At 34.6% G+C, this 3,883-nt stretch carries 4 protein-coding genes; all 4 read right to left on the bottom strand.

Annotation, left to right across the window (positions count from 1 at the left end):
* Positions 1–39: 39 nt before the first annotated feature.
* A complete protein-coding gene (gene lptB, locus ENO17_04305) occupies positions 40–762 on the bottom strand; it encodes an LPS export ABC transporter ATP-binding protein (protein HER24255.1) in 723 nt (240 codons plus the stop codon).
* Positions 763–960: 198 nt separating this feature from the next.
* Positions 961–1,389 (bottom strand): 3-hydroxyacyl-ACP dehydratase FabZ, encoded by a 429-nt coding sequence (gene fabZ, locus ENO17_04300; GenBank protein ID HER24254.1) that lies wholly within the window; start codon positions 1,387–1,389, stop codon positions 961–963.
* On the bottom strand, positions 1,386–1,940 hold the full coding sequence (locus tag ENO17_04295; protein ID HER24253.1) for an OmpH family outer membrane protein: 555 nt from the start codon (positions 1,938–1,940) through the stop codon (positions 1,386–1,388). Before ENO17_04295 ends, fabZ begins: the two co-directional genes overlap by 4 nt.
* Positions 1,941–2,153: 213 nt before the next feature.
* A partial coding sequence (locus tag ENO17_04290; protein ID HER24252.1) for an outer membrane protein assembly factor occupies positions 2,154–3,883 on the bottom strand: 1,730 nt, incomplete at its 5' end.

Here is a 3,883-nt window from a genome sequence, read left to right as displayed (position 1 = left end):
ATACAATATAATATAATATAATTACCTGATTCACCAATTCTACAGATTAAATCTTTCCCCCAGATAAATTTTTCGGGTGACTTCACAATTGGCTACTTTTTGAGGAGTTCCTGAGGTCAAGATCTTACCATTATGCATAATATAAGCTCGATCAGTAATCTTAAGAGTCTCTCTTACATTATGGTCAGTTATTAATATTCCCAAGCCTTTTTCTCTCAGATAAGAAATTATTTCCTGAATATCATAAACAGCAATGGGGTCAACACCGGTAAAGGGTTCATCGAGCAACATAAAAGAAGGTGAGCTGGTTAAAGTTCGGGCAATTTCTACCCGACGCCTTTCTCCACCAGAAAGCATATAGCCTTTATAATCAGCAAGATGCTCTATTTCTAATTCCTTTAATAAGGAATAGCATCTTTCTCTCTGCTCTTCTTTTTTAACACCTAAGGATTCTAAAATTAGAAGGAGATTTTCTTCAACAGTAAGCTTACGAAAGATTGAAGGTTCCTGGGCTAAATAACCTAAACCCATCCTAGCTCTTCGAAACATGGGGATTTTAGTAATTTCTTTACCGTCAAAAGAGACTTTACCTTTATCCGGAGCTATTAAACCTACTGTGATATAAAAAGTAGTGGTCTTTCCTGCCCCATTTGGTCCCAAAAGACCTACTACCTCGCCTTTATTAATCTCCAAACTAACATCGTCAACCACTCGTCTTTTTCGGTAAATTTTTACTAAATTTTTTGTCCTTATTCCCTGCACGATTTTCTCCCCTACTGGTTAGCAGTCTACAGTCACCCGGTCTTCCGGTCTACCAGTCGATACAACAAGTAATAAGATTCTGCCTTCTAAGAACCCATAAATGAAAACCAAAAACTTGCAACCTTTAGCTTGTTACTCGTTACACATTACTTATCGCTGTTTTTACTATATACTACATACCATATACTATATACTATTTTAAACTGCCGTAAAGAGCAGCTCTGCAGAGGCTACCATATTTTCATCTACATAGGCTTCTGCTTTCGCCTTACCAATCCCCTTTACCATTTTTACGATTTCTACTTTAATTTTCAATTGATCTCCGGGATAAACCGATTTTTTAAAGCGAGCCTTATCGATACCAGCGAATAAAGGAATTTTCCCCTTGTTTTCTTCTTTGGAAAACATTAGAACTCCAACGGTTTGAGCCATAGCTTCAATTATAAGCACACCGGGCATCACCGGATGTTCCGGAAAATGCCCCTGAAAAAAAGGTTCGTTTATAGTAACATTCTTAATCCCTGTAATCTTATTTTCTTCCTGCTCTAATATTTTATCCACTAATAAAAAGGGATAACGATGAGGCAAAAGATTTAAAATTTCTCTTATTGATAACGAATGTTTCATGGTGTTTTATTCTTTTCTTTCTGTCCTTCTTCTAATTTTCTATTAATCTCTACTAATACATCCTGAGTAATATCTTCTCCTCCGTAGAGGGCAATAGGATAATTTAAAATATCGTTTCCAGCCGGTACTTTTATCTCACTATTTAATATTAAATCATATTTCCCTTTATCTCCTATTACTTTAATTGCCTCAATAATATCTGAATAACGAGCCGCCTGATATGATTTTATCTCGGCAAGGATCTTATCTTTAATGGGAGACCATTCTTTATTAAATTTATCTTCCAATTTTTTAAGTCCGGTCTCATCAAGTCCTTTCCCTTGTGCATTTAATTCTTCCTGTCGTTTTTGAAGTTCTTCTCGCAAATTTTGACTGAGTTGATTAATATTTTGGGTATAAGGATGACCGGATATAACTTCAGCTAAATTAACCAAACCTATCTTTCCCGCTGCTGCTTCAATGTTTTGGTTATTTAAAAACAAAAAAATAATCACCGAAAACAATAAAATCAAAATGACTTTTACTTCTACTCTTTTTTCTATTACTTGCATTATTTTCCTCCTTAATATTTTATATAGTATTGCGTATCGCGTCAAAAATCAGTATCTCGTATATTAGCGAATAGCGTAGCGTAGAGTCAAAATTCGGCTCGGATAAATCCGAGCCCTACACTAAAAAAACTAAATACTACTTGCTCTATGTCGTGCTATATGCTAACGACTATTTCACTATTCACTAACGACTAATTTAATTGGTCAATTATCCTAAAAGGTGTGCCCTATACTAAAGTAAGTCTTCCCTTCTCCTTCTTCATTGATACCATAGTCCAATCTAATTGGCCCAAGGGGAGTATCAAAGCGGACACCTACTCCTCTACCAAACTTTAAATCTTCTAAATTGATACTCTGTTCAATATCCCAGGCTTGACCCCAATCAGCAAAAATTACTGCTTGGAAATTTTCAGCTAAAGGAAATCTATACTCCACATTAAATACCAAAGATTTATCCCCGGAAAATTCACCAAAATCATAACCCCTCAAGGTATTCATTCCTCCTACCTGGTATTCTGCAAAAGAAGGTAGATCAGTATCTGCCAAACCTCCCATGGCTCGAAGAGCTAATACTCCTTTACTTAAATTATCAGTAATCTTTTTAACACTGCCAATATCGACCACGTCTTCAAAAAATTTTGTGGAAATATAAGCTCTAAGAGTTAAATTGTATTTGGTAAAGTCATAATCTCCTTCTAGAAATCCTCCTGCTTTTTCTAAAGAAAAACTATGATACCAACCGGAAGTTGGTTCAAATACATCATCTCGAGTATCATAAGAAAAAGTGGGCGAGAGGCTATTAGTAAGTCCAACATTGGTATCTTCGGGTAAAGTTCCGGAAATCAGATCATAGGTTACTCTCTCGCTCTTTAATTCTAATCCTAATTTAAATGAATCACTTAGCTTTCTTCCCAAAATAAGTTTTCCTCCCAGTCTCTCTTCATCATATTCAGCAAGAATTACTTTTCCTTCCTTATCTTTTTTATTCTTTATAGTATCATATGCTTCAAAACCAAAAGAAGTAGGTGTACCACCTAACCAGGGTTCAAGAAAAGAAAGTTGATAAGTAGTCCTGCCTCCTATTTCTATTTTGGCTTGTACTTTCTCTCCACTTCCAAAAAGATTATTTTCCTCGTAACTCGTAAATCCCATAAGGCCTTCTTGCGAATTATATCCTGCTCCAATGCCAAATTTTCCGGTATTTTTCTCAATGACTTTTACAACTAAAACTATTGTATCTTCTTCATTACCCGGTTCTAATTTCATACTTACATCTTCGAAATATCCTAAGTTATAGATTTTTTGCAAAGATTTTTTTACTGTCTCAAAATTGAAGAGGTCACCGGGTTCAATATTAATTTCTCTGATAATTACCTTTTCTTTAGTCTTATCATTACCTTCAATGGCAATTCTTTCCAATCGTCCCTCAGAAATATTTATCCATAATTTTCCTTCTTCATCAAAATTAACCTCTTTAATATTAATTACAAGATATCCACGGTCTTTATACAGTTGAGAAATGCGATCGAGGTCGTTTTTTAAAATCTTTCGGCTAAAAATTTGCCCCTCGCGTAAAACCATTACTTCCCGCATTTCCTCCTTTGAAACCACGGTATTTCCTTCAATACTGATCTCTTTTATATTTAAATTTTCTACCACTTCAAAAACAACTTTATAACCATCTCTAAATGATTCCAATTTTATTTTTACATCTTTAAAATAACCCAAATCAAATACTGCTTTCATATCTTTTTCAATACTTTCTTTGGAAAAAACGTCTCCCAAGTTAGAGGCAATTTGGGAAATAATTAAATCCTTAGAAATGTTATCATTTCCCTGGACTACAATAGCAGTTATCTTGCCTTGATTATTGGTTTGAGCTTGTACTAAACTTAAACTGCCTAAAAAAAATACTAGAGTCAAAACTCCCAATATAAGTATCT

The organism is Candidatus Atribacteria bacterium, from assembly GCA_011056645.1.
Lineage (GTDB): Bacteria > Atribacterota > Phoenicimicrobiia > Phoenicimicrobiales > Phoenicimicrobiaceae > Sediminicultor > Sediminicultor quartus.
This window is presented reverse-complemented; position numbering and strand designations above follow the sequence as displayed.

Excerpts from the sequence above, each read along its gene's own strand:
- ENO17_04295 (HER24253.1), bottom strand. The coding sequence starts at position 1,940 with ATGCAAGTAATAGAAAAAAGAGTAGAAGTAAAAGTCATTTTGATTTTA.
- fabZ (HER24254.1), bottom strand. The coding sequence starts at position 1,389 with ATGAAACATTCGTTATCAATAAGAGAAATTTTAAATCTTTTGCCTCAT.